Below are 24,599 nucleotides of genomic sequence, written 5' to 3'. Positions count from 1 at the left end.
TTACTAATAACTAGCCGGGAGCATATTTCGCAGCTCTAATAACTTATTAGGAGAATACATACACTCATGCATTAAATTAAACTCAAATGCATTTACATCAAACTCTTTTGGTACAGCATCTAAGATATAAAAGTCAACACCAAAGCACTTACTTTCTTGACCATTGATTTCCAGAACCTTTATCGTGAATAAAGCATCTCCTTCTTTACCATTTTCATTTTCGTCAGCAAATGTGCCGTAAAGCACCCGTTCAACTTTTTCCTCTGTATCAGATTGAATTGAGATAAGTTTTGCGTTGGTTAGTTTTACTCTAGGTCTCATGCTTGAACTCCTTTCATATCTTCTACAGAAAAAGGACGAAAGAAACTTAGATATTTAACCCCATCAACTTTAAGTAAATTGTTGTCAGCATCAAAATGTGACAGAACACTAGATTGATACAACGAAATGTATTTTTCATAATCGATGGTGTTAAAAAAATTGGTATCAACGCGCCTCGCATAAAAAACAAGATCTTGCTGATCGATACGAACAATGAACTTCTGATCGCCATCTAGATTTTTAACACGTAAACACAAATTAGGTTTGTGCCAATCAGATACAAAGGAAGGAATCAGAGGGAAGCCGTATACCAAATAGCGCATACCTTCGATTTTGAAGGTTGTTGGATTGAACTGAGCCTTATTTACTTTGCCGCTACTGAATAATTCAAGTGTCAACACCAGCCAGTGCACATGCTTAGAAAATGTATTTCCTTCAGAAATACAGCCTTCGAACTCACCATTATGGTTTACATGATTGATGTACATGTATTTTTTAATGTCATCCAAGGAAAGCTTTTCAACCGGAAACTTTGAAGCTATGAGCCTGAAATAACAACCATGAACTTTTAAATCTGCATATTGAACTATCAACGGATCATCAAAGGCATCAAAGTATGGTCGCCACTCTAAGCGGAAGTCTGCGCCTGTATTAACAATAAACTTGGCATCTTCAGGTAACCCTAAAACTTGGTATATCAATGAAACTAAATCTAAAGTTTCAATATCTACCAGCATCAGGCTTTCAATACGGTTTGCCATTGACTCAATTTCTTTATGAAGCGATTCAATAATTTCTTGATCATCGTGTTCGTTGATCATTAAATATTTCAGGGAATCGTGCTTTAGAATTGAATCCAGTTTTTTCTGTTCAAATGCTTCAGTGAGGCTATTATGGGTATCAGAAAAATGAGGGCAGTTATAAACACCTCTAGCCCACAGGCCTTGGGCGTAAAGATCAGGAAACTCTAATAACTCAGCAAACTCTTTTGCTTGTTTATTGAGTTTATTCTTTAATTGATAAAGTGAGATCATTTAGTTCTCCAAACAACTTTTTAATAAACAATGGCCTACCAACACATTGCTTTATTTATTGTTCAAATAACCAAATTTTTACGGATGCTCCGCTTCACTGTTCACGTTTTCAAGGCGAAAAACATGTGTAGGCGTAGGCTGTCCGTTCAGCCTTCTTATTATAATATCGCCAAAAAACAAAATGACAACTTACGTATTTGTACAACTTTAGGTAGATATTTTGAGTTTGAACTCTGAAAAGCTAAGCCCAAACAAGGATACGACCATCTCTTCATTTATATTGGAGCCGGGAAATTTTTTTTCAAAATTTCCAATAATGCTATCTAGGTGGCTAGCTAATATTTTTACTAAAAATATTTCCGAGTTTGGTGAGAGTGCAGACAGTGCTATCAATGGGTTATCAAAGGATTCAGCTTTTATTTTTACTAGTAAATCGCTGTAACTGTCACAGCCATATAGACAAATAGCTGCCCCTTCTTGGGCTTGTCCAAGGGGAATAGTTAATAATTTAGATAATCGTTTTGCCTGCCTTTTTATATTTACTAGCAGGTCTTCTTTATTAAAAGACATCAATACACCAAAAAACGGCAACGCTAGGCCACGCACCTATGTCACTCAGTTTTTATGTGAATATTTAATCTTTTAGTTCAGAGTAAATCCATTTCGTCCTGTTTTCGTGGGAACGGGCTTCTCTGAAAAGCCACTGCAAAAAGCAGTGGCCATTGTCGCAATATTATAAGGAAATGTGAATGGTAGTTTGATGCCTACATATTCTTTTCAGTGAATTCAGCCAAGCTACTACGCTCTACTTCATCAAAAATCAGCACTGATCCTTTTTCATAATGACGAAACACATTAACAGCCGCACTTGCACCAGAAGAAGCAGGTGTTACAAACTTATCGTCAATCTGGGCTAGGTTGCCCAATACGATTGTCCGACAATTTTTCCCACCACGGCTTAACATGCCCTTGATTTGCGCTCTAGTCATGTTTTGAGCTTCATCAATGATTAAAACAGCATCGTCTATTGAACGGCCACGAAAATAAGCCATGCTAGTAAATTCTATATTGGCTTTTTCAATCACATGCTCGACTGTAGCGTAGACATTTCCTTCATGATTATCATCCGAGTGCATCGAAATTAATGCGTCAGTAATACCTGCCAGAAGAGGCATTGATTTTTCAGTTAAATCCCCCGGTAAGAATCCCGGATCGTCGTCCATAAAGTCTCTGGAGCGCACCACAACGATTTTTTTGTACTTTTTCAACTCCAATACTTGATGCAGCGCCGAAGCAACTGCCAAAAAAGTTTTTCCGGAGCCAGCAGGACCAAGGATGATATTTAAATCATAGTAAGGGTCTGTTAATTGGCTTAAAGCTACCGACTGACGCTGATTTTTAGGCAAAATGCCCCATACTTTTTCTTGTTTACGAGGCAATAGCTTTGTGAATACCTCAGTATCTGTTACTTCTGAAATTCGCCCAATGTGTCCAGCTTCATCGTACCAATACATGTTTGGCTGAACTTCATCATTAAATAGACTTATTGGGAAAGTATAAACTTCTCCTGAAACCTTGAAGTCTTTGTCTGATTTAATTCGATCAAAAAGATCTCCTTTAAAGGCTTGTACCCCTGTGTATAAAAGATCAATATCTGATATTTGATTATCTACGGCAACGTCTTCTGCCATGACCCCTACGGTTCGAGCTTTCAAGCGCATATTAATGTCACGGCTAACAATTATTACGTCTTTATTGAGTTCTTTTTGAAGATATAAAGCATAATTAATTATTCTGTTATCAGCATCACTTCCTATCCCGTGCTTTAACTCCTTAGCCAGATCCAATTGAGTGTCAATTCCAATGAAAAGCTTTCCTCTCTGGGCTGTTTCGGTAGATGGTAAAGGAATACCTATTTCCATTTCCTCGGCTGTATGTCCATTTATAATGTCTTCAAGCATTCTAATGCACATACGGGCATCGGCACTTACCGATTTATTAGTTCTTTCTTTCAGGTTATCAAGCTCTTCAAGGACAGTTAGACAGATGTAAATATCATCTTTGTAGCTAAAAATAGATTTTGGATCATGTACTAATGCAGATGTATCAAGTACACGAGGATTTCGATTATCAATAGAGCTTTTCATTACGCAGCCTCCCAAAAGATTGAATCGTTGCTAGGCTTTGTGTTGTACTTTTCTTGTAAATTACAAATTTTGAGTAAAGGTTTATTGTTGAGAGACTGCTCAGAGTAGCTAAGGTAATCAATTTTTTTGGAAATTCTTTTTACTTTTTCTACAGGCCAATAAAAACAAGGGGGTAAAAACTTTAAAATATCCCCAATTCGGGGTTGTAAAATAACAACAGCATTTTGAATACTACGACCACGCATAAAGTTTACCGATTTAAACTGTACGTTGGCTTTTTCCATAATGTAATTACGGCTTGAAATCGGATTCTCATCTCCTTTATGCAGCACTTCTAACGTATCGGTGATAGCAGCTAACCACGGCGCCATTTTCTCTTCTTCGGTGCCCGGTAAAAAACCAATCGACTCAGCAATCTCTGGGGTATTACGAGTGACAATAACTTTATCGTAAATGCCTTTTTCAATAATCATTTCAAGCGCACTGGCAAGGGCGAGCAAGGTTTTACCACAGCCAGCGGGGCCAGTTAAAATCACCAACTCAATGCTTGGGTCAAGCAGCGCATCAAGTGCCATTCCTTGATACACATTTTTTGGTTTAACACCCCACGCGGTATGGCTCATCAAACGCTCAACACTGATATCTTTTAAAGTAATTTGTTTATCATCGTAGCTTGTTACTCGAGCCGCAAAGTGGTCGCTTTCATCTAAAATATATTCGTTACAGAACACATCGCTAATCGTGCTTTTTGCCACATGATGATAGGTATCTCGGCCTTGCTGCTCTGTTTCGCATTCTCCAACCTGTTGCCAAAAATCACCGTCAATTTTTTTATAGCCGCTAGTTAGCAACGCTATGTCGTCAATTAATTGGTCTGTTCTGTAATCTTCAACAAATTTAAGCCCTGCCCCTTTCGCTTTGAGGCGCATATTGATGTCTTTAGTGACAAGCACAACCTTGCTATCGCTGTGTTGCTTCTGTAAATGAACAGCACAATTGATAATGCGATGGTCGTTTTCGTTGCCAGGTAACCCTGAAATACTGTCTGCAAATAAATGGTCATTAACGATAATTAAGCGACCACGAGATTCTGTTTTAGCCTTCTTATTACTAGGGAGCGCGACACCCTGCAACATTTGCTCTGGAGAAGCGTCCTTTAGCACTTCATCTAAACCACGAATAGCAACACGGGCGTCACGGCTGACGTCATGTTTCCTATCTTTAATGTGGTCGAGCTCTTCTAATACTGTCATCGGGATAACGACATCATGTTCTTGGAAAGATAAATAAGCGAGGGGTTCGTGGAGTAATACATTGGTATCGAGCACATACATTTTACTATCAAGGTTCGAAGCTTTTTCCATAGCACTTTCCTTACGTTTTATGATTTTTATGCTATACCCAATAAACTAAACAAGCGGCGGATGAAGCTATGATTTATTTGTCAGGTATATACTCAGTTTAGTCTATTTACGACAAAAGTCCTTTTTATGACATACAAATATACAATTATTTAACTGGTTAAAATACATACAATTTTTACCCTTTATAATGACTTAAAAAGGTTGACTAAATTTAATTGTGTGCGGCGAGTTTACTGCCTTGAAGTAGCATGGCGTTACAGGTAACATAGCCGCCTTTTTTCTTCATAGACGAGACATACATGAATTTTTCCTTAGGTCAGCGTTGGATCAGTGATACTGAGTCAGATTTAGGATTAGGCACCGTTGTTGCCCTTGAAGGCCGTCAGGTCAGCATTTTATTTCCAGCCAGTGGAGAAAACAGAGTTTATTCTTTAACAGAAGCACCTGTTACTCGTGTCGCATTTAATCCAGGTGATATTATTCGCAGCGTTGAAGAGTGGGAATTAGAAGTCGAGTCTGTTGAAGCGCAAGGCGAGTTACTATGCTATCACGGCACTCGCGTTGATAATGGTGAAAAAGCGCAGTTAAAAGAAACCTTTTTAGATCACTTTATCAAATTCAATAAACCACAAGACCGTTTATTTGCAGGCCAAGTAGACCGCTTTGACCGCTATACGCTGCGCTACCAAACTTGGCAGCACCAGTTTGAGCGCCAGCAATCACCTTTAAAAGGTTTAATTGGTCAACGTGCAAACCTTATTCCGCATCAGCTTTATATCGCACAAGAAGTGGGTAAACGTTTTGCGCCGCGCGTATTACTTTCTGATGAAGTGGGGTTAGGTAAAACCATTGAAGCAGGTATGATTTTACACCAGCAAATCATCAGTGGCCGTGCTAGCCGTGTATTGATTGTTGTGCCTGAAAACTTACAGCATCAGTGGTTAGTCGAAATGCTACGCCGCTTTAACTTACGTTTTTCAATCTTTGATGAAGAACGTTGTGATGAGGCATTTGCAGACTCACCAAACGTATTCGAAACAGAACAGTTAGTACTTACTAGCCTTGAGTTCTTAAGCAAGAAAAAACGCTGGTTTGAGCAAGCTACGCTGGCTGATTGGGATTTATTAGTGGTTGATGAAGCGCACCATTTAAGTATCAACAATGGTAAGCCAAGCACTGAATACCAACGTATGGCAGAGTTAAGCCAAGACATTCCAGGCCTTATCTTATTAACTGCGACGCCAGATCAACTTGGTCACCGCAGTCACTTTGCCCGCTTACAATTACTCGACCCAGATCGTTTCTACGACTACGATGCGTTTGTTGAAGAAGAAAGTAACTACAAAGAGGTTGCCGAAGCTGCTAACCAATTACTGGGTGAAAAAGGCCTTGATGATGCATCTAGAGCAACATTAAAAGAGCTATTAAAAGAAACTGATATCACAGAGCTTTTAGCCAAAGCAGAGCAAGGTGATAAAACGGCACGTAACGAAATTTTATCAATGCTGCTAGACCGCCATGGTACAGGTCGTATTTTATTTAGAAATAGCCGTAGCGGAATTGATGGCTACCCAAGCCGTAAACTTCATGCTTATCCAATGGCGATGCCTAAACAATATAAAACGGCGATGTCAGTACTGGGTAACATGGCTGGTATTCAAAATGCAGAGCTAACTGCTCTTCGCGCTTTATTCCCTGAAAAAATATTCCAAGAGTTTGAGGGTGAAAATGCCAGTTGGGGCGCATTTGACCCACGTGTTGATTGGTTAATCGAAACATTAAAAACCCTTAAACACGAAAAAGTACTGCTTATCTGCGCTAAAGCCGAAACCGCACTTAGCCTAGAACAGATTTTACGTGAGCGTGAAGCAATTAAAGCCTCAGTTTTCCATGAAGGCATGTCGATTGTAGAACGTGACCGTGCAGCAGCTTACTTTGCCGATGAGTACGACAGCGCACAAATTCTTCTTTGTTCTGAAATTGGCTCTGAAGGTCGTAACTTCCAATTCTCGCATCACTTAGTACTGTTTGATTTACCACTTAATCCAGACTTACTCGAGCAACGCATTGGTCGTCTTGACCGTATTGGTCAAACGCAAGACGTAAACATCCACGTACCGTATTTCGAAAACACCGCACAAGAAGTATTACTTCGATGGTACAACGAAGGTTTAGATGCGTTTGAAACAACATCGACAACAGGACAAATGCTGTATAAAGAGTATGGCGAAGAACTACTTGAGTTTATTGGTGCACACAACTGTGACGAAGAAGAGCTAGACCCACTACTAGAACAAGTTGCCAGCCAAAATGCTAAGCTTCGTAAACAAATGGAAAGTGGTCGTGACCGTTTATTAGAGCTGCACTCAAGTGGCCAAGGACGAGCTGAAAGTCTTGTTGCTGATATCGAAGAGTTAGATGATCAATTCACGCTACCAAGTTATATGATCAATGTGTTCGACACCTTTGGTGTAAGCCAAGAGGATAAAGGTGAAAATACCATCATCTTAAAGCCAACTGAGCACATGCTAAATCCATCTTTCCCATGCTTGAAAGATGATGGCATCACAGTAACGTTTGATCGTAGCACCTCGCTTTCGCAAGAAGACGCGCATTTCATCAGCTGGGACCACCCTATGGTGCAAGGCAGCTTAGATATGATTTGTGATGATGACTTTGGTACTGCCTCTGTGGCGTTATTGAAAAACAAAAAGTTACCTGCTGGCACCTTCTTTGTTGAAATGATCTTTATTGCTGAGGCGATGGCACCTAAAGCGTTGCAGGTTGGTCGCTTCTTACCGCCTACGCCAATTCGTATCTTATTAGATAAGAGCAGCAATAACTTGGCCGACAATGTTGCCTTTGATGCCTTCAACCAGCAGTTGTCTGCGGTTGGTCGCCAAACGGCAAGTAAGTTAGCCAGTGCACTACAAAGCGCCATTCACCCAATGATCACCAGCGCACAAGGCATGGCACAAACCAAGCTTGAAACACTACGCGCTGAATCACTAGAGAAAATGCAAACTGCACTCGGTGAAGAGCAAGCTCGTTTAACAGCACTTAAGCAGATCAACCCGAATATTCGTGATGAAGAGCTTAGCTTCTTTGATAAACAACGTAGTGAACTCACTACTTACATTGAAAAAGCACAAGTTAAACTGGATGCAATTCGTTTAATTGTGGTTTCTCACTAACCCATTGGCTCGTAAGCGAAAGCTTTAAGGTTTGCTTAAAGCTTTCGTGCTTACCTTCCATCATGCTATTGCATTATCGTTAATAACTTCTCTAGCATACTTTTATTCAACTCACCCATTTGCTCGTTATTGCTTAAAGCGTAAATAGCCCCCTCAACGGCACTTTCGTCGATATCTTGTCTGGACTCTACTACATTTGCCCAAAGCTCTAACTCATCGATATCTATTTCGCCGTCGATAACACGCTGTAAAACCTGACAGAAAACGTCTTGCGTCAGAATATACACATCACCTTGTGTGTCAGGAGTGCTTGTAATCACTGAGATTGCCTCAAATCGATTATCACCAAAACGGGCAAACTCATCTAATGCGTCTAATTTATCCATTTGCTATGCTTACCTTTTCAATCTCAAAGCATCTTTTTACTAAATGACAACCCTTACTTGCTCACAATGCAAAGCAACCCTTCACTGCCAAGCTGATAATATTAATGCCTGCTGGTGTAACGAGCTGCCCAACATTTTACCACTCGATGAGGCAGCAACAGAGTGTTTATGCCGAGACTGTACTATAAAAAAGATAAATTCATTTTTATCTAAACTTTACCAACAACCTTTAGAACAGCAACTTGCCTTTGCTAAGCCTTATTTTTCTCAAGGAAATTTAATAGAAAATCTTGATTACACCATGCAAAACAATTACATGGTATTTAGCCGCTGGTTCTTTTTAAAACGCGGCCATTGCTGCAGTAATGGCTGCACTCACTGCCCTTATTCCGATAACTAACCCCAGGTAGAGTATTTATTCAATTAGTTTGCATTTAATTGCAAATATTGCATGGACGAAAAGAATAAAAATACACTATAATTGGATATAAATTCACTAAATTAATCATTTTTAAGCTTAAACTATTAATAACGTCTATTTTTTAAGCATAAATTTACTGTAACTAAATCGGAATCAATCATGAACACCTTTAAGCCTGCTCTACTTGCAAGTGCAATTTCTGCGGTTTTATTCAATAGCAATATGGCGTTTGCAGCTGAAGATGCTATCGAAGTTGATAAATCAATTGAAACTATTCAAATCACTGCAACACGACGTGCAGGCTCAGTGCAAGATGCGCCACTGAACATTACAGCGCTAAACGGCGATGTAATTAGCGATCAAAACATTGGTGATCTTGAAGATGTCGCGCGCTGGGTACCTGGCTTAACAATTTCTGATCAAGGTGGCCGTGAAGGTTCTCCGATCATCGTTCGTGGTTTAAACACGAATACCTCTGACCGTATTTCTGATAGTGGCACAGTGGCCACTTATGTTGGTGAAATTCCACTTAGCATCGACTTACGTTTAACTGATGTTGACCGTGTTGAAGTGCTAATTGGCCCACAAGGTACACTGTATGGCGCAGGGACTTTAGGCGGTGCGATCCGTTATTTGCTTAAACAACCCGATCTAGATTTAACAGAAGGTCAGGTAACAGGTGATGTATTTAGCATTAACGAAAGTGACGGCACAGGCGGTGAGTTTGGCGTGGTATTCAACACTCCGCTAATTGAAGAAAAACTAGCTCTTCGCGCTAGCTTAAATTATTACGATAACCCGGGTTACATTGACTACACGCACGTGGTTCAAGAGCCAGGTGTATCAAATCCGAACCCTGACTTTTCTGACAGCAGCGATGTAAATGCCAACTTAAAAAGCGTAAGCGATGTTAACGATGAGCAAATCACCACAGCACGTTTATCACTGCGTTGGCTTGCAACCGAAGATGTAGATGCAACGCTTAACTACTTCTATCAAAAACAAGAAAATGGCGGTAACTCAACATCGCAATACGGCTCACTTGCTGATAGCAGTGCGCTACAAGGTATCCCAGGAAAGTACGAAAACGTTGCCCGTGTACTTGAGCCAGGCGAAGAAGAAAACGATTTATTAAGCTTAGAGATTAAAGCGGATCTTGGTTTTGCTGAGCTGGTATCTGCATCAGGTTGGTCTAGCTATGAGCAATCAGGTCAGCGCGACCAAACCGATCTACTTTACGATATTTGGTCAGGTTATGCCGACTTCCCTTCATTCGTTGGCTACACACACGACACCTCTGAGCGCGATACCTTCACGCAAGAACTTCGTTTAGTTTCAAATAGTAGTAGCGCTTTTAACTGGATCGTAGGTGGCTTCTATAACAAATTAGAAAGTCACTCAGATGACCGTGAGTACACGCCAGGTCTGACTGAATATTGGGGTGGCGGTATCCCTAATGTTGAACAAGACCTTGAGTACATTCTAATTTCAGATAGCGAAACCACTGAAAAAGCACTTTTTGGTGAAATCGGCTACAGCATTACAGATCAGCTTGATGTAACTCTAGGTGCACGTTTTTACGAATACGATGTTTCTACAACATCAGGTTCTGCTACACCGCTTTACTCAGGGGATTTTGATTCACTTGCTAATCTAGATATGGAAACGGTTAGTGCCAGCGATAGCGGTAACTTATTTAAGTTTAATGCTAATTACACATTTGATAACGGTATTCTTGCTTACTTTACTGTAAGTGAAGGCTTCCGTATTGGTGGTGGTAACGGTATTGCTCCTTGCCCTGATGTATTACCTGAGCAACAAATAGTTTGTGCCCTGCCAAACGAAGAAGATTACAAACCAGATACAACGGTCAACTATGAGCTAGGCTTTAAGTCATCATGGTTACGTAACCGCCTACACTTCAATGCAGCACTATTTAATGTTGATTGGAAAGATGCGCAAGTAGGTAGCAGCACTGTAAATGGCCAAGAGCTAATTACCTCGAACGCAGGCTCTGCTAATTCAAAAGGTGTTGAGCTTTCTACTCGTGCAATGATTGGTGACAACTGGGCTGCATATGCGACATACGCGTATGCAAAGGCTGAATTGACCGAAGATGCGCCGTACTTATTTGGCGTGTTAGGCGATGACTTAGCGCAGTACCAAAGCTACTATGATGGTGCTAAAGGCGACCGTTTACCAGGTGCTCCTGAGCATCAATTCTCGTTTGGTCTTCGTTACGAGCAAGATGTCTTAGGTGATAAGTTATTAAGCGTAAACTACGGTATCACAGCGCAAAGTGATGTAATCACCAAAGTAGGCTTAAAAGCAGACGGCGAAGTATTACCAGGTTATGCACTAAGTAACTTATCTGCCAAAATTACTGGCGATATGTGGTCTGCAACGCTTTACGTAGACAACTTATTCGATAAATATGCATTCACTTCTGTACGTCGTGATAAGTCTTGGGCAGGTATGTCGCAATATGCTGAGCTTAACAAAGAGCTACCTGAGCTACAGCGTGTTTATGGTCACTACACCACCGCGCCTCGTACTATCGGTGTGAAGTTTAGCTATAACTTTGAGCTGTAATTAAATATACCCATAAAAGCCTTGCCTCCTTTAGGCAGGGCTTTTATTGGGATTGGTATAAGCCTGAAAATAATTAAGTATTATGGAGAATTGGTATACTATGCGCTTATGCTAAATGATACCCAACAAGCGCTTCGCGCTCATATCCAACAGTTGTTAAGCAACAAACAACTAACCGATGCACATCACTTACTTGTGCAGCGGCTAAAACAAAATCCTGAAGACCACGTTTGTTACTTTTTACTCAGCGAAGTCAACACCGCAGCTGGCGATATCAACAAAGCGATTAAGCTACTTGAGAAAGCGATAATCCTAGCCCCTTTTGCGATTTATCATTTAGCACTTGCCAAGTTATACGTACTGTTAGGCAAAGTAAGTAATGCGGCTGTGCATTATGAAAGCGCTCTACAAACAGCTGACTTTGGTGCCGCTGACTTTGATACATTAGCCAATATTGCGACCCGTTTAGGGCATTATGACGACGCCCTTAGCTTTCAACAAGCAGCCTACCAACGCAATAAAGATAACCCACAAATTAGCTATAATTTGGCGGTGTGTTATAAAATTCACGGACTGTTCGATGAAGCTAAAAGCTTGTTACAGCAACTAACCACAAAGCAAGCTAGTTTTTATCAAGCCCACTATTCGCAGGCTGAACTCAATACTGTTATAGATGCAGAGCAACATATTCAAAAACTACAAGCCTTGGCGGATAGAGAAAAAAGCATTATTGACCAACAAGTGTATTTTCATAGTCTTGCTCTTAATTATGAGCACCTCAATGACTACAAAAATGCATTTAAATACTTTGCACAAAGTAAGCAAGCAATAGCCGGTAAACTTAATTATCAAGCCACACAGCATCGCCACTTTTGTCAAAAACTGATTACCCAGAGCAAGCAGCAAGCAATTAAAAGTAGTGACTCTGAGTTCTCGCCAGTTTTTGTCGTTGGCATGCCCCGCTCTGGTACAACCTTAGTTGAGAAAATCCTTAATCAAAGTTCAAAGCTACGAGGCATTGGGGAATTAAATGATATTGCGCAATTGATACAACACGCCACGCAATCCGCGCGTGTGATTGACAGCGAAATGCTCGATAAGGCATATGAATCTGAGGCGATAAAGACAGCACTGACTAGCTATCAACAAAGAGCCCAGCTGCTAAGTGGTGGCCAAAGAAGTTGTGATAAACAGCCATTTAACTTTTACTATATTGATTTTATTTTAGCGGCTTTTCCTAATGCAAAAATCGTTTGTATGCAGCGGGACTGGCAAGATTGCAGCATTGCCAATTTTAGGCAGATGTATAGCCCGCAAAGTGTGTTCCATCACTACAGTTTTACACTTGAAGATATTGCCTCGTTCCATCAAGATTACTCGGTATTAGTCAGTCATTTTGCCAACAAGTATCCTGAGAACGTTTTTTTGCAAAGCTATGAGCAATTGGTGGCAGAGCCGACCCTACAAACTCAAAAGCTCTATGCGTTTTGTGATTTAAGCTGGCAGGAAAACAGCCTTACTTTTTATAAAAACAATGCAGCATCAGCCACGGCGAGTAAAAAGCAAATTCGCCAGCCACTGAATAAAAACAGTATCGGCAGCTGGCAAAATTACGCTGAGTTTATTGATGTGGGCCTGTTTCAATAGGTAAGTCGTGACGAGCGCCCCACTCACTCCATGAGCCATCGTAAACACGTAAGTTAGCGTAACCGCATTCATCGGCACACAATGCAATTGCGCAAGCGGTTACACCTGAACCACAGCTAAACTGCAACTGGGTGTGATGCGGCGCTATATGTTGCTCAAATAATGCCTGCAACTCGCTTAGCGATTTAAGCTCACCGTTATTTAGCACTGTTGCAAGAGATAAACTGCGACTATTTGGAATATGACCACTGCGCATGCCTTCGCGCGGCTCAGCGTGTTCACCGGTAAAGCGCTCATAAGGGCGAGCATCAAGTGTTAGTGTGCTTTGTTCATCAAGTGAGTTAAGTACTTGCTCAGCACTGATGAAGTAATCAACACGCGGGCTGGCAACAAAGTTGCCTTGACCAGAAGCAGCTGAATAACTTGCTTGTGTTGCAAAGCCAAGTGCTTGCCACTTAGCCAAACCACCGCTTAAAACTTTTACATTATCAAAGCCCATTGCTTTAAACATCCACCACGCACGGGCAGAACTGAATAAGCCTTGGTCTTCATAAATCACAACTAGAGAGTCTTGGTTAACACCAGCAAGCTGCATATGCTCTTCAAACTGCTCGCTATTGCACATCATGCTTGGTACAGGATTACTGTTATCTGCTAGCGCCTTCTTGAAATCAAAACGCTGTGCATTAGGAAGCATAGCCTTAGGCGCATACTCACCCGGTAAACCAGGACGTACCATTCCTGCATCGAAGATAACCAAGTTATCCTGGTTTAAATGCTCGTTAAGCCATTCTGGCGAGACGATGTTCTTCATTAGCTTTCCTTTTGCGATAGCTGTGCAAATGTATCTTGTTGAGTTAAGCGTTTTTCGACCGCTTCAACATGCTCAGTTGTACATTCTTTCCAAACACCAGGCAAGCAATACACATGCTTTAAGTAGGTAAAAAACTTATCTCTCAGAATACTGTTGGTCTGCCAGCCATTTTGTAGTTTTTCCAAGCTCTTAATCAAGGCAGTTTGATCACTTGCGTGTAGTACGAGCTCATCAATGTTGTAACAAGCAAGCCCCAAGGTAATCACTTTTTTATCAAGTAATAAAGATTCTAAGCCAACTGTCGAGTTAATAGTTATAACGGCTTCAGCACCATTAATAAGTTCTCGAGTACAATTTCCGTTGGCAAAAACGGCAACATCATTTCTATCGTACAAGTGCTCATAGTGCTTATGCCATGAAGGATGTTCTTTAAAAACAACTTTAAGTTCTGGATCATTTAACTGTTTTACAGCTGAAACAACAGCATCGTAATACTCTTCCATTGACTTAAGCCAAGGAGAGTAACAAGCTATTTGAGTATCGTGTGGAACTTGAAATGGCACAAATAAGTATTTTTTGGGTAACTCGATAGCGTCAAACTTACAACGCTTTTTATGGTTCGCTCTAGGAATTAAATCAGGCGCAGAAAATGGCAACTTCCCCTGCGGATCAAAGTTTAAATAGAATTGATTATCTCGCGGTACAGAAGCCGCAAAATTAATACCTTTTGGATCTAAGCTTGTTGTTCCGGGCAGTAACCCATTTTCATAGTAATAGGTGGTCACTCCTAAAGCCTTAGCAGCCATACAAACAGTAACATTCGGTAATTTATTACCATTCCAAATGACTAAAGCTTGTGGCGATTCTGACTTCAATAAATCATAATACTTAGCGAACCGACACCGCTCCACAAGCAGCATCAAAGCAGAGTAACTTTTAATTATTAGCGGGTTATTCCATAAACTATTACGCGCTTGTTTACGTAATAGTTGCTCCGAGATTATTTTACTAAAATCATACTTAGTCGTATTTTTGATGTATTTCAGAGCACCGAATCTTGGTACCCCCATCGTGTGCACTTTGCAATTTAAGGGTAACTTCTCAATTAGTTCTTTGTAATAGCGGGCGTGTACATTATTGCGAGAGATAAATAGAAAAGACATGCTTTTAGCCATACATTAAATAATTCTGTTGAAGTTTAAGGACTACAGTCAAAGAATGCAATAAAGTAAAAATTTAATATAAACAATAGCTAAATATCAATTACCTCAGGGCGCAGCGGTGCTAAACGACTCAGAATCTTATTTTGTACCGTTTGCGGGATCTGTTGTTCGTCCATAGCATTAATCAAAAGCTCTACTACACGGTTAAAGTCTTTTTCAGGGATGTTCATTCCCGTGTGGATATCTACCATATTGTCGCCTTTGTATTCACAAGGGCCGTCGGTGACGCTACACAAATGAGTAATAAAACCTTGGCGAAAATGGGCAACATTCGTTTGTTTAAAATAAGCTAAAATTTGTTCGTCACGGCCAATTTGATTAATAAAACTATCAACCAGCTTTTCAACTCCTTGCTCACCATTAATTTGCTGATACAAGGTGCTATTGTTGCTACTCGCACAACCAACTAACATAGCTGCAAATACAAATGTAAAAAGTGTTTTCATCATTACCAATACCCTGTTACAGAAAGATACCAACCTGTTTGATCCTCAGCCCCAGCAATACTTCCTAAGTCTAACCAAGCTGCGGTCACACTAACATGCTTGTTAGGGAACCAAGCAACAAACACATCCTGCCAATCTTGCTCTCCTAAGCCAAGGTTATTGGACTTTTCACGATACTCAACACCCACAGCTATTTGATGGGTTAAAAACACTGCAGTAGATGCTTCAAATAACAATTCTTTATCGCTATCAGGGCCGCCAAAGCCTAACAAGCCTAGCTGATTAGCATCGCTATAACGAAAGGTGATGTTCCAAAACCAGTTATACCCAGCAAGCGCCCCTAAGTGTAATTTACTGGCAGCAAGATAAATATCGGTACCACTGGTGTCTTTGGCGCCGAGTAGGTTTGCGATACTGCCGTCATCCAGTGATTTATGTTGCACACCCAAGCTCAACTGCGGCCATTTACTGTAAACGATATCGCCGTATAAGCGCACTTTTGCCCCTGTTATTGATTGTTCAATATCGGTATTTAATGCCGGAACTTCGAAGCGTTGTTCTGCGTAACTAAATTCAACGCGATCATAAATATTTAGCTGCGCGCCACAAACATCTAGGCGATAATCACTCACATCTGCACGGCTACAAAAACCATTTATTGCTATTTCATCATCACTTGCATAGCCTGCAAGCTGCGCCCAAGGGACAATACCACCACCCGCACTACCTTCTACCTGGGAGACTCCGGGTGTTGCTAATAATTTACCTGACGCCGCAAAGCCAGAACTTGCAAAAGCAAGGCATGTTAACCCAAACAACCAATTAAGACGCTTCATTGTACACCTCTAACCACTGCAAAAACTGCTCTGATTTTAGTGGCCTACTTAAATAATACCCTTGTGCATAATCGCATTTGTTTTGCACTAAAATATCCAGTGAATCTTTGTTCTCAACGCCTTCCGCTACAACCGAAAAGCCCAACTGATGACCTAAAGTCACCGTCGATTGCACTATATATTGATCTTGACGTGACTGGTCTAGTTGCAAAATAAAACACTTATCAAGCTTTAGCTCATCAATCGGTAATGACTTTAAGCGCCCAAGCGATGTTTGCCCTACACCATAGTCATCCAACGAGATTTTAACACCCAAGGTTTTAAGGTTTTCGAGTGCCTTAATGCCTTGCTCTTCGTTCTCAATCATATCTCGCTCTGTAAGTTCAATCGTAATTAAACGCCCATTAACAGCATGTTTCTCAAGTTGTTTAGCAAGGTGTGAGTAAAAGCTTGGGTATGCAATATCTTGTGCAGAGACATTAATCGCAGCCTGCATAGTAATACCTTGCTGTTGCCATGCAGCAACTTGAGACACTACGGTTTTCACAACCCAAGAAGTTAACTCAACAATCACCCCCGATTGCTCAGCTAAATCAATGAACAGCTCTGGTGAAACCCACTGACCATCTTTGCGTTGCCAACGAATTAACGACTCAACTTTATCAATACAATTGGTTTTAATATTTAGTTTTGGCTGATAGGTCATAAACAGCTGACCATCATCATCGACAAGGGCTTGCTTAAGTTCATCGATAATAGCAAGGCGCTCAAGGTGCTCTTCGTCTTCACCTTCTTGATAATAGTGAATGGTTTTATGCTCACAGGATGCGGTATCAACGGCAATTAACGAGCGACGCATTAAGTCCTCAGGGCTGACATTTTGTGAAAGACAATGCACTACCCCAACGCTAAAGCGTAACGTAATATTCAAGCTTTGAATTAAGTAGCCTGCTTGTAGCTGAGTAACCAGCTTCATTACTGCATCTTTAAATTGTTTCGTTTCATCTGCTGGCAATAAAGTTAAAAACTCGTCACCGCCAATCCGAGCATTCACCCCATTATGATGAGCTGAGTATTCGCCAATCCGTTCAGCAACGGCTTTTAAACAATCATCACCAATACGCGGGCCTAATTTATCATTGATATGACGAAGACCGCGTATATCAATAGCAACGAGTGTGTACTCAGCCCCTTCAGCAAACAAGCTTTCCATGCTCTCTAACATCGCAGAACGGGTATAAAAGCCAGTTAAAGAATCATGGCTGGCTTGAAAACTAATTTGCTGCTCACGCTCTTGTATGTCATTACCCATGTTATTAAATGCATCGACTAAGGTAGTGATTTCGCTACTTTGTTTTTTACCTACAAATTCAGCTTTATAATTACCTCGCGCAAATTGCTGAGCAAGTAGGGTAAGCTTTGAAAGCGGTGTGGTCAGGTTTTTGGCCAAAATCCCACTGGCCAGCACACCGATGACAACCGTGATAGCAGCAAGCACAATTATAGTGAAAAACAACTGCTCAAACTCACGATAACTTTGCGTTAAATCGGCACTTAACAACACTGAGACAAAATGACCTGGTAACGACGGAAGTTCAACCAATCGGTTTCTATAAACAGGCTTTTCGCCAAAAATTCGCTGGGTTGTTTTGTTATTAAAATGCGCTAACACTGAATCACTTTGTGGCTGCTTGGTGAGTGATGTCTCTACAACACCATCCTCTTCACCAATAAAACTCACATCCATTGTGGTGAGGTTTTTAAGCTCTGCTGCAACTAGGTCGTTGATTTCAAATCCCACAAGGCTGTAGGCAACAGTACGAGGCGCACGTACTGGCAGTAAAATTACTTGGTAAAGGGTTTGGTCAAGTACAATGAAATTTGATTGTTCTGCATTAATGAGTAATTCATTCATCAGTGCAGAAAACTCATCTGGCGTATGGTTAAACTCAGTATTTGCAGAAACCAATTGCCCTGATAAATCAATCAGTAACATCAAATCAGCATTGATACGACGACTGTGGTTATTCAGTACACTACTGATAGTATCAGCATCTTGAGTGGCGATTGCTTGCTTAAAGCCAAAATCTGCGGTGAGTACCTTTGCGGCTGTTAATAGCAGGCTTTCTTTAGCACTTAAATATTGCTTAAAAACATTTTCAGCGACATTAATATCTTCACGTAACTTTTGATCATTAAAGCGATTAGTCGACCACCAAGAGCTCGCTAAACTGACTAAACTAGTTAATAAAACCAAGCTTACGCATAAGGCTATGATACGCCCTCTTAAACTATGAATCATTATCTGCCTTAAACATCTCACCAAACGTATTACGCGGTGCAGGTTCATTCGTATTAATTGTAATATCAGCAACTTGCTCAGTTACAGTAACCGATAATTTTTTGTTAATTTCACTGGTTTGGTTTGGGTGCCAAATAGTTAAACTGGCCGGTAAAGTAATCCCTTTTAATTGTACTTTGCCATCCTCTGCTGTTTTTAGTGTGTTAGCACTGTTTGCGACATAGATATAACCCACCATAGAATCGTGGATATTACAGCCAAGGACTACAACCCCAGAGTTATCAAACAACTCTGGTTTCTCTGGACGGTCAGCGTAAAGCCTAATATTGAAAGGTTTAGCACTCGAAAAAGAATAAACATGATGACGGATATTATCGCTATTTGGAAAATCAACAGATTGTCCTTGCTGTATGACCAATACATTAGGTGAAAATTGTTTATCAACCTGGTCCATTATCGCTATGGGTAATTGCGTGCTCGGTAAGTTCGCATTACTTTCTAATTCGATTACAGCATCAGCTAACGGCTTACCAAACTGGTCACGAACGGTAAATGAAATATCACCAGCAAAAGCATTTGCTGAGCAACAAAGAACTACAAAAGAGCATACAGTGCGGGCACAATGCGAAAAAAACGTCATAATTAGACCTTGCTTAGCTTAGTTTGCTAATAAGTATAGATTAATCTTAGCTTAAGTTAATGAGAGAGGATATGAAAAGCAAGAAAAAAGCCAAGCAGTTTTACTAGAAAACTAACTTGGCTTTAATAATATTGACTTAGCACATGACTAAGTTAAAAAACGACAATTAATTGTGCTTAATTAAGCCGTATTCTTTATCTAAAATAGCGATCACTTCACTACGTGGGTCGCTTGGAATCGTGATTTCTTGACCAATAATTTTACTCGCAATGCCAACGTAGGTATCAGACACTTCAAGCATCACTGATTCTGGCAAGGTGTAGTCTTTAGCAAGCTGCTCACGCTCGCCCATACGGTCTTTATTTAATAACACGTCGCTGTCTGGCACGTTATTAATTAATAGCTGGCGGAAACCCTCTTTTGAGTTTTCAATGATTTTACCGTCACGGTAAGCTGAGCCATCCCAAATACGTGATGAATCAGGTGTACCTACTTCATCGATATAGATAAGCTTATCTGAACCATCAACGTCTTCAACATAACCAAATTCAAATTTAGTATCGACAAATATTTGATCAAGCTTTGCAAGTTCATCACTGATCAGCTTAAAGCCTTCAACAAGTAATTGCTCATATTTAGCCACATCATCTTCAGACTTGAAGTTAAAAACAGCTAAGTTATTCGTGATGTTTTCACGGGTAATATTTACATCATCGACTGCAGGAATATCTGCAACACCTGTGATAATGCCTTTGGTTGATGGCGTAATTAACACGTCATCTAGCTTTTGGTTCGCAGCTAAGCCCTCTGGTAAATCAATACCACAGAAATTACGCGTACCTTTCGCGTAATCACGCCACATGCTGCCAGTAATATATTGGCGCGCAATGGCTTCAACTTTTACTGTACTTGCTTTACGTACAATCCATACATAAGGGTGTGGAATATCAACAATATGGTTACCAGCAAGGCCAGCTTTATCAAATAGCTTAAACCAATGAGATGCCACAGAGTTTAGCGCGATACCTTTACCAGGCACACCATTTAAACCGTTTTCACCTTGCCAAATACAATCAAACGCAGAAATACGGTCAGAAATAACCATAATAGCTAGCTCAGTTCCTTTTGGAACTTGGTAACCTTTTTCATTAATTAAACGAGCGCTGTCTTCATCAGTTAACCAATAAACTGAACGCACTTTACCACTGTGTACCGCACCTTTGGTACGGATCGGTAAATCATCGTTTACGTCTAAAACTTTATAGCTAGTCATGCTATCTCCGATAGTATTTGGCATGCTCTTGTGAGCACATGTATGGGATTGGGGTTATGGCCGCCTATAATAATCTAGACGCCTTGAAAGCTCAATCATTGCACTATCATCATCAGCCTGCGGATGCGATAAAAACCATAAAAATTTAAACTTTCAGTAATTTTGCTGTCATAAACATTATTTCGTTATACTAGTGCCCTCGCAATAGGAGGTTTTCTTGGATTACTTAGCAGCTACCGCAGAAAAAAAATATTTAATGTTTATTTCACAGAACTATTCGTACGCGATCTTACGCCCACTACAACGGGAGATTTTAGCGCGTGGCGGTGAAGTTAAGTGGTTTTTCTATGGTGATGAAGTTAATCAGAACTTCCTCCGTTCAGATGAATCGTGTTTAGAAACTATAGATGATGTAATCCAGTGGCAACCAGACATTTCATACATTCCAGGAAATGTGATTCCAAATTTTATTCCAGGAAAAAAAGTAGCAGTTTTTCACGGTTTTAATTCTGGAAAACTAAATCGAAAAGGATACGAAGATCATTTTAATATCCGAGGCTGCTTTGACCTGTATTGTACCCAAGGTCCTAATACAACTTCTAAGTTTGAGGAACTAGCTGAAAAGCATGGTTTCTTTTTAGCTAAAGAAACGGGCTGGCCTACCCTAGATCCGCTATTTTCAAAAATAGGAAACAATCCATACTTAGATGAAAGCGATAGAAGACAAACTCTTTTAATTTGTTCAACTTTTTCTCGGAACCTTTCTCTTGCTCCTAAATTATACGAACAAATAAAAGCATACAGTGAGCAAGGCAAGTGGCGAATTTTGGTGCAATTTCACCCCAAAATGCCAAGCGAGCTTGTTGATAAATACAAGGCTCTACAAAACGACAATCTAACCTTTGTCGAGACTGATAACGTATTACCACTATTACAAGCTGCTGATGCCATGCTGTGTGATACCTCATCTATTTTGCTTATGTTTATCTTACAGAGAAAGCCTGTCGTGACGTTCTGCAACCAAGCACCTGGCGAACACCTTATTGATGTCACAGATGTCGATAAACTAACTGAGGCGATTGATTATGCCTTCACACGACCCACTGAATTAATGGCGAAAATCGAACACTTCTGCCAGCAACTGCATCCATACCAAGACGGCTTATCGAGTCAACGTGTACTTGCTGCTAGCAATGAATTACTATTGAGCAATCCTGCACTTAAGCCGAAACCACGTAATTTTATTCGTAATTTTAAAATGCGTAGAAAATTAAATTACTGGCGATGGTAACAATTCATAGGTCGTTATGATCACGCTTGAAAATGTGCTTTTCAAATGGCACGCAAAACAACCTGAGCCGACGATCAATATTCCTGAGCTAGATATTGATCAAGGCGAGCATGTTTTTCTTCACGGTCCGAGTGGTTGTGGTAAATCAACGTTATTATCCCTGCTTGCTGGTGTCACAGTGCCAACACAGGGCAATATCGTGCTTCTTGGTAAAGCGATAAACCAACTGAGTAATAGTAAACGTGACCGTTTTCGTGCCGACCATATTGGTTATATTTTTCAAAACTTTAATTTACTGCCCTATTTATCGCCCATTGAAAACGTGACCTTAGGTTGCCAGTTTTCAAAACAAAGGCAAAACAACGCTCTAAAAAATAGTGCAACAATAGCAGCGGAAGCAAGTCGCTTACTCACTGCTTTAGGACTAAACGACGCCTTGCAACATCAAGCAGTTGCACAGCTGAGTATTGGTCAGCAACAAAGAGTTGCCGCAGCACGCGCCTTTATTGGCAGCCCTGAAATTATCATTGCAGATGAACCTACCTCAGCACTCGACACACAAAATCGCCAAGCCTTCGTAAAATTGTTATTTGAGCAGGCAAGCGCAGCAAATAGCACGCTAATTTTTGTTAGTCATGATGAAACATTACAAACGCTATTTACCCGAAGTATCAGCCTGGTCGAGTTACAAGGAGGCACAGATGCTACTCATTAAACTCGCCACAAAAAGTTTATTAAACCGTAAAGCCAGCGCCCTACTCACTTTGTTTACAATAGCCATAAGCGTGATGCTACTCATGTCGATTGAACGGGTTCGGGTCGATGCTAAAAGTAGCTTTAGCAATACAATTTCTGGCACTGATTTAATTGTTGGTGCGCGTACTGGTGACATCCAACTACTGCTGTCTTCGGTATTTCGCATTGGTCATGCAAACAATGGCGTGAGTTGGAAAAGCTATCAATTCATCTCTGAGCAGCGAGGTGTAAAATGGGCTATCCCTATGTCGCTTGGCGACAGCCATAAAGGCTTGGCTGTACTTGGTACAAATAAAGACTATTTTGAGCACTATCGCTTTGCTAAAAAGCAGCCCTTAAGCTTTTTACAAGGTCATGAGTTTAATCATTTATTTGAGGTTGTACTCGGTGCTGAGGTTGCCAATACCCTTGGCTATCAACTTGGTGATGAAGTGGTGATTGCACACGGCATGGGCAATACCAGCTTTCATAACCATGACGATAACCCATTTAAAGTGGTTGGTATTTTAAAACCAACGGGGACACCTGTTGATAAAACCCTGCATATTCCACTTGCAGCAATTGACGCAATTCATGGCAGTCATGCCCATCAGCATGAACCCGCTCAGGCTGATGCAAATGACCATGACCATGACCAGCATGATGATGTTGATTTAGTTGGCACACCAAAACAAATAACCGCTTTTTTACTTGGTTTTGATTCACCACTTTATACCTTACAAGTGCGCCGTAATATTAACCAATACAAAGATGAGGCACTGCTAGCCATCATGCCGGGGGTTACCTTGCGTGAACTCTGGGAAATGCTCTCTATCGTTGAAAAAATCTTGCTGTTATTTTCTATCGTCGTGGTGCTGATCAGTTTACTTGGCATGTTAACGAGCCTGCTTTCGAGCCTCAATCAACGCCGTAGAGAGCTTGCTATTTTGCGCTCTGTTGGCGCAAGGCCATGGCATATTTTCACCTTGATCAGTGTCGAATCGTTACTTATCACAGGGCTTGGCTGCATTGTTGGCACCGCGCTGTTCTATGCTTTAATGCTACTCGGCGCAGATTACTTGCAAAGCCATGCCGGAATAAGCCTAAATATTGCTTTACTGTCATCCTATGAACTCATGCTCTTAGCTGCAATAATGGTCGCAGGCTTTATTGTTGGGTTAATTCCTGCAACCCGTGCGTATTTCTACTCTCTTGCTGATGGTATGAGTATTAAAATTTAAGGAATGTTATGCCGTTTTTTCGAAAATTCGTCGCTTTAGTCGCATTAGTTGTGTGTGCTAGCGCTAATGCTGGCGCACCTAAAGAAATCTTCTGGGAAGATTTAATTCCAAAAGGTCATGTGCAAATCGACACCCAAGCACAAGCAAACCATGAAGGATCTGAGCAAAACTGGGTGCAGCCAGACCTTGATGCACCTGTGGTAAAAGAGCTTAATGGCCAATCTGTGAGTATTCCTGGCTTTGTTGTACCACTTGAAGGCGATAGTGAGGTGATCACCGAGTTTTTATTGGTCCCTTATTTTGGCGCCTGTATTCACGTGCCACCACCGCCGCCAAATCAAATTGTGCATGTCACGATTAAAGACGGCGTTCCAATCGAAAGCCTCTACGATGCGATTGTCGTGACTGGCGTTATCAGCACCGAAACCTGGTCTGGTGAAATTGCCCAAGTCGGCTATAAAATGAAAGCCGTCGGTGTAGCACCATTTGAGTTATAAGTTTTAAAGAGCATGCTTTTGCATGCTCTAATCCATAACTTGTTCTTTTTCCAGTCCCTGTTCGCTTAATTCATACCAATTCGCTTAATTAAGTGATCTATTTTGAGGCAATAAAACCTCGTTGATAGCAAGGCAAAAATTTCGTTATTTAGTTGTTCTAAATCAGAAATTTTTAACGTAGATAGCGACAGGTTT

Annotated in this window: 21 protein-coding genes; 8 read left to right on the top strand and 13 right to left on the bottom strand. The window is 40.8% G+C overall.

Annotated elements, in window-relative coordinates; all coding sequences use genetic code 11:
• Positions 1–3: 3 nt before the first annotated feature.
• The 5 genes from CWC28_RS14440 to CWC28_RS14420 all read right to left on the bottom strand — a co-directional run bounded on the left by CWC28_RS14440 (position 4) and on the right by CWC28_RS14420 (position 4,866).
• The gene (locus CWC28_RS14440) at positions 4–321 is read right to left on the bottom strand and encodes a hypothetical protein (protein ID WP_135923574.1); all 318 of its coding nucleotides are present in this window, start codon (positions 319–321) and stop codon (positions 4–6) included.
• Positions 318–1,355 carry a hypothetical protein gene (locus CWC28_RS14435; protein WP_135923573.1) on the bottom strand — a complete coding sequence of 346 codons (1,038 nt, stop codon included), beginning with the start codon at positions 1,353–1,355 and terminating at the stop codon, positions 318–320. Before CWC28_RS14435 ends, CWC28_RS14440 begins: the two co-directional genes overlap by 4 nt.
• A gap of 207 nt (positions 1,356–1,562) precedes the next feature.
• Positions 1,563–1,925, bottom strand: coding sequence for a hypothetical protein (locus CWC28_RS14430; protein ID WP_076920056.1), 363 nt, complete (start codon positions 1,923–1,925; stop codon positions 1,563–1,565).
• A 194-nt stretch (positions 1,926–2,119) separates the two neighbouring features.
• Complete coding sequence (locus CWC28_RS14425) at positions 2,120–3,502, bottom strand: PhoH family protein (RefSeq protein WP_062566157.1); 1,383 nt, start codon at positions 3,500–3,502, stop codon at positions 2,120–2,122.
• Positions 3,502–4,866: a PhoH family protein gene (locus tag CWC28_RS14420; protein ID WP_063702027.1), complete on the bottom strand. Its 1,365-nt coding sequence runs from the start codon at positions 4,864–4,866 to the stop codon at positions 3,502–3,504. The genes CWC28_RS14425 and CWC28_RS14420 overlap by 1 nt, the downstream gene beginning before the upstream one ends.
• 299 nt (positions 4,867–5,165) lie before the next feature.
• Here CWC28_RS14420 and rapA point away from each other — a divergent pair, with 299 nt between their 5' ends.
• Positions 5,166–8,060 carry an RNA polymerase-associated protein RapA gene (rapA, locus tag CWC28_RS14415; RefSeq protein WP_063702025.1) on the top strand — a complete coding sequence of 965 codons (2,895 nt, stop codon included), beginning with the start codon at positions 5,166–5,168 and terminating at the stop codon, positions 8,058–8,060.
• Positions 8,061–8,125: 65 nt separating this feature from the next.
• Here rapA and CWC28_RS14410 read toward each other — a convergent pair whose 3' ends face one another.
• The gene (locus CWC28_RS14410) at positions 8,126–8,446 is read right to left on the bottom strand and encodes a hypothetical protein (protein WP_105174518.1); all 321 of its coding nucleotides are present in this window, start codon (positions 8,444–8,446) and stop codon (positions 8,126–8,128) included.
• 43 nt (positions 8,447–8,489) lie between these two features.
• On the opposite strand from CWC28_RS14410, the gene CWC28_RS14405 reads away from it, so the two are divergent.
• The 3 genes from CWC28_RS14405 to CWC28_RS14395 all read left to right on the top strand — a co-directional run bounded on the left by CWC28_RS14405 (position 8,490) and on the right by CWC28_RS14395 (position 13,106).
• Positions 8,490–8,846, top strand: coding sequence for a DUF5522 domain-containing protein (locus CWC28_RS14405; protein ID WP_082874001.1), 357 nt, complete (start codon positions 8,490–8,492; stop codon positions 8,844–8,846).
• 180 nt (positions 8,847–9,026) lie between these two features.
• Positions 9,027–11,459 (top strand): TonB-dependent receptor, encoded by a 2,433-nt coding sequence (locus CWC28_RS14400; RefSeq protein ID WP_105174517.1) that lies wholly within the window; start codon positions 9,027–9,029, stop codon positions 11,457–11,459.
• A 108-nt stretch (positions 11,460–11,567) separates the two neighbouring features.
• Positions 11,568–13,106: a tetratricopeptide repeat-containing sulfotransferase family protein gene (locus CWC28_RS14395; protein WP_063702018.1), complete on the top strand. Its 1,539-nt coding sequence runs from the start codon at positions 11,568–11,570 to the stop codon at positions 13,104–13,106.
• Here CWC28_RS14395 and CWC28_RS14390 read toward each other — a convergent pair.
• The 7 genes from CWC28_RS14390 to CWC28_RS14360 all read right to left on the bottom strand — a co-directional run bounded on the left by CWC28_RS14390 (position 13,081) and on the right by CWC28_RS14360 (position 20,640).
• The gene (locus tag CWC28_RS14390) at positions 13,081–13,920 is read right to left on the bottom strand and encodes a sulfurtransferase (protein WP_063702016.1); all 840 of its coding nucleotides are present in this window, start codon (positions 13,918–13,920) and stop codon (positions 13,081–13,083) included. The two genes, CWC28_RS14395 and CWC28_RS14390, sit on opposite strands and share 26 nt — an antisense overlap.
• Entirely contained in the window at positions 13,920–15,083 is a 1,164-nt protein-coding gene (locus CWC28_RS14385) for a capsular polysaccharide export protein, LipB/KpsS family (protein ID WP_063702014.1), read from the bottom strand. Before CWC28_RS14385 ends, CWC28_RS14390 begins: the two co-directional genes overlap by 1 nt.
• Before the next feature lie 89 nt (positions 15,084–15,172).
• Complete coding sequence (locus CWC28_RS14380; protein ID WP_063702012.1) at positions 15,173–15,592, bottom strand: group I truncated hemoglobin; 420 nt, start codon at positions 15,590–15,592, stop codon at positions 15,173–15,175.
• The gene (locus tag CWC28_RS14375) at positions 15,592–16,425 is read right to left on the bottom strand and encodes a DUF3034 family protein (RefSeq protein WP_138625320.1); all 834 of its coding nucleotides are present in this window, start codon (positions 16,423–16,425) and stop codon (positions 15,592–15,594) included. The genes CWC28_RS14380 and CWC28_RS14375 overlap by 1 nt, the downstream gene beginning before the upstream one ends.
• Complete coding sequence (locus tag CWC28_RS14370; RefSeq protein WP_138625319.1) at positions 16,412–18,727, bottom strand: EAL domain-containing protein; 2,316 nt, start codon at positions 18,725–18,727, stop codon at positions 16,412–16,414. Before CWC28_RS14370 ends, CWC28_RS14375 begins: the two co-directional genes overlap by 14 nt.
• Complete coding sequence (locus CWC28_RS14365) at positions 18,717–19,367, bottom strand: methylamine utilization protein (RefSeq protein ID WP_063702006.1); 651 nt, start codon at positions 19,365–19,367, stop codon at positions 18,717–18,719. Before CWC28_RS14365 ends, CWC28_RS14370 begins: the two co-directional genes overlap by 11 nt.
• Before the next feature lie 166 nt (positions 19,368–19,533).
• Positions 19,534–20,640 (bottom strand): phosphoribosylaminoimidazolesuccinocarboxamide synthase, encoded by a 1,107-nt coding sequence (locus CWC28_RS14360; RefSeq protein WP_063702004.1) that lies wholly within the window; start codon positions 20,638–20,640, stop codon positions 19,534–19,536.
• 217 nt (positions 20,641–20,857) lie between these two features.
• On the opposite strand from CWC28_RS14360, the gene CWC28_RS14355 reads away from it, so the two are divergent.
• The 4 genes from CWC28_RS14355 to CWC28_RS14340 are packed head-to-tail and all read left to right on the top strand — an operon-like array spanning position 20,858 to position 24,404.
• Positions 20,858–21,931: a CDP-glycerol glycerophosphotransferase family protein gene (locus CWC28_RS14355; RefSeq protein ID WP_233999179.1), complete on the top strand. Its 1,074-nt coding sequence runs from the start codon at positions 20,858–20,860 to the stop codon at positions 21,929–21,931.
• 16 nt (positions 21,932–21,947) lie between these two features.
• The gene (locus CWC28_RS14350; RefSeq protein ID WP_063702002.1) at positions 21,948–22,646 is read left to right on the top strand and encodes an ABC transporter ATP-binding protein; all 699 of its coding nucleotides are present in this window, start codon (positions 21,948–21,950) and stop codon (positions 22,644–22,646) included.
• On the top strand, positions 22,633–23,907 hold the full coding sequence (locus tag CWC28_RS14345) for an ABC transporter permease (protein ID WP_138625318.1): 1,275 nt from the start codon (positions 22,633–22,635) through the stop codon (positions 23,905–23,907). The genes CWC28_RS14350 and CWC28_RS14345 overlap by 14 nt, the downstream gene beginning before the upstream one ends.
• 8 nt (positions 23,908–23,915) lie before the next feature.
• On the top strand, positions 23,916–24,404 hold the full coding sequence (locus CWC28_RS14340; protein WP_063701997.1) for a DUF3299 domain-containing protein: 489 nt from the start codon (positions 23,916–23,918) through the stop codon (positions 24,402–24,404).
• Positions 24,405–24,599: the final 195 nt, after the last annotated feature.

Origin of the sequence: Pseudoalteromonas sp. S4492 (assembly GCF_005886115.1) — a bacterium.
Classification (GTDB): Bacteria; Pseudomonadota; Gammaproteobacteria; order Enterobacterales; family Alteromonadaceae; genus Pseudoalteromonas; species Pseudoalteromonas gelatinilytica.
This window is presented reverse-complemented; position numbering and strand designations above follow the sequence as displayed.

Bases quoted from the DNA above. Each gene is read 5' to 3' on its own strand.
- CWC28_RS14410 (WP_105174518.1), bottom strand. From the start codon at position 8,446: ATGGATAAATTAGACGCATTAGATGAGTTTGCCCGTTTTGGTGATAAT.
- CWC28_RS14405 (WP_082874001.1), top strand. From the start codon at position 8,490: ATGACAACCCTTACTTGCTCACAATGCAAAGCAACCCTTCACTGCCAA.
- CWC28_RS14400 (WP_105174517.1), top strand. From the start codon at position 9,027: ATGAACACCTTTAAGCCTGCTCTACTTGCAAGTGCAATTTCTGCGGTT.
- CWC28_RS14385 (WP_063702014.1), bottom strand. From the start codon at position 15,083: ATGTCTTTTCTATTTATCTCTCGCAATAATGTACACGCCCGCTATTAC.
- CWC28_RS14345 (WP_138625318.1), top strand. From the start codon at position 22,633: ATGCTACTCATTAAACTCGCCACAAAAAGTTTATTAAACCGTAAAGCC.
- CWC28_RS14370 (WP_138625319.1), bottom strand. From the start codon at position 18,727: ATGATTCATAGTTTAAGAGGGCGTATCATAGCCTTATGCGTAAGCTTG.
- rapA (WP_063702025.1), top strand. From the start codon at position 5,166: ATGAATTTTTCCTTAGGTCAGCGTTGGATCAGTGATACTGAGTCAGAT.
- CWC28_RS14435 (WP_135923573.1), bottom strand. From the start codon at position 1,355: ATGATCTCACTTTATCAATTAAAGAATAAACTCAATAAACAAGCAAAA.
- CWC28_RS14390 (WP_063702016.1), bottom strand. From the start codon at position 13,920: ATGAAGAACATCGTCTCGCCAGAATGGCTTAACGAGCATTTAAACCAG.
- CWC28_RS14340 (WP_063701997.1), top strand. From the start codon at position 23,916: ATGCCGTTTTTTCGAAAATTCGTCGCTTTAGTCGCATTAGTTGTGTGT.
- CWC28_RS14375 (WP_138625320.1), bottom strand. From the start codon at position 16,425: ATGAAGCGTCTTAATTGGTTGTTTGGGTTAACATGCCTTGCTTTTGCA.
- CWC28_RS14395 (WP_063702018.1), top strand. From the start codon at position 11,568: ATGCTAAATGATACCCAACAAGCGCTTCGCGCTCATATCCAACAGTTG.
- CWC28_RS14380 (WP_063702012.1), bottom strand. From the start codon at position 15,592: ATGATGAAAACACTTTTTACATTTGTATTTGCAGCTATGTTAGTTGGT.
- CWC28_RS14350 (WP_063702002.1), top strand. From the start codon at position 21,948: ATGATCACGCTTGAAAATGTGCTTTTCAAATGGCACGCAAAACAACCT.
- CWC28_RS14425 (WP_062566157.1), bottom strand. From the start codon at position 3,502: ATGAAAAGCTCTATTGATAATCGAAATCCTCGTGTACTTGATACATCT.
- CWC28_RS14365 (WP_063702006.1), bottom strand. From the start codon at position 19,367: ATGACGTTTTTTTCGCATTGTGCCCGCACTGTATGCTCTTTTGTAGTT.
- CWC28_RS14430 (WP_076920056.1), bottom strand. From the start codon at position 1,925: ATGTCTTTTAATAAAGAAGACCTGCTAGTAAATATAAAAAGGCAGGCA.
- CWC28_RS14440 (WP_135923574.1), bottom strand. From the start codon at position 321: ATGAGACCTAGAGTAAAACTAACCAACGCAAAACTTATCTCAATTCAA.
- CWC28_RS14420 (WP_063702027.1), bottom strand. From the start codon at position 4,866: ATGGAAAAAGCTTCGAACCTTGATAGTAAAATGTATGTGCTCGATACC.
- CWC28_RS14360 (WP_063702004.1), bottom strand. From the start codon at position 20,640: ATGACTAGCTATAAAGTTTTAGACGTAAACGATGATTTACCGATCCGT.